This is a genomic window from Mesorhizobium sp. M1E.F.Ca.ET.063.01.1.1, assembly GCF_003998155.1.
Classification (GTDB): domain Bacteria; phylum Pseudomonadota; class Alphaproteobacteria; order Rhizobiales; family Rhizobiaceae; genus Mesorhizobium.
Window position 1 is genome coordinate 1 of record NZ_RZSC01001408.1, and the last position, 701, is coordinate 701.

The window sequence follows — 701 nt, forward strand, 5'->3', positions numbered from 1 at the left end:
ATCCAGGATCGACAAACACGGATCGAACCATCGCTCTATCCAGACTCGCAGTTCCCACGATTCTGTTGCCGACGATGGCGACCAATACCTGACGCTGCTTGAAGAGCTGCAGCATTGCCGAAGGGCTGAAGCTCCGCTCGACGCGGGCGATGATTTCCGGCGAGTAGTCCCTGGCGTTGGTTTCACGCAGAGCGGCCACGATCAGGCGGCTCACCGGTTCCGCGTCGTCCTAGCTCGCCGGACGAACTATAAGTGCCAAAGCCATGAAGCATTCGTCTCGCATCCTAGCCGCTGCGAATCTGGCATGACGCAGTTCCCCTCGCCCGACGGCCGGATCGATCCTGCCAATGTGCACTGGTCACCGCAACAAAAAGCTCCCGGAAGTTTTGCCGATGGCAAAATTTCCGAGAGCTTTAGGAGGAGCGTGCGTTCCGACTCCGCTCGCTATCACGCCGAGCCGGCGGGAGGGGCGCCTCGACGGCACCCGCCCTCACCCATCGCGGCCCGCAAGCGAAGCTACGCGATCACTTCTTGGCAGGCGCCTTCTTTGCCGGCGCCGCCTTCTTCACCGCTGCCGTCGATTTGGCGGCTGCTGCTTTCATCGGCGCCTTGGCGGCGGGCTTTGCCGCTGCCTTTGCGGCAGGCTTGGCGGCCGGCTTCTTGGCCGGAGCCTTGGCTGCTGCCTTGGCGGCGGGCTTCGC

Annotated in this window: 1 pseudogene; it reads right to left on the minus strand. The window is 63.3% G+C overall.

The window, feature by feature from the left end:
* A pseudogene (locus EOA29_RS38880) lies at positions 1 to 214 on the minus strand (GNAT family N-acetyltransferase); the annotation flags it as partial.
* Positions 215 to 701: the final 487 nt, after the last annotated feature.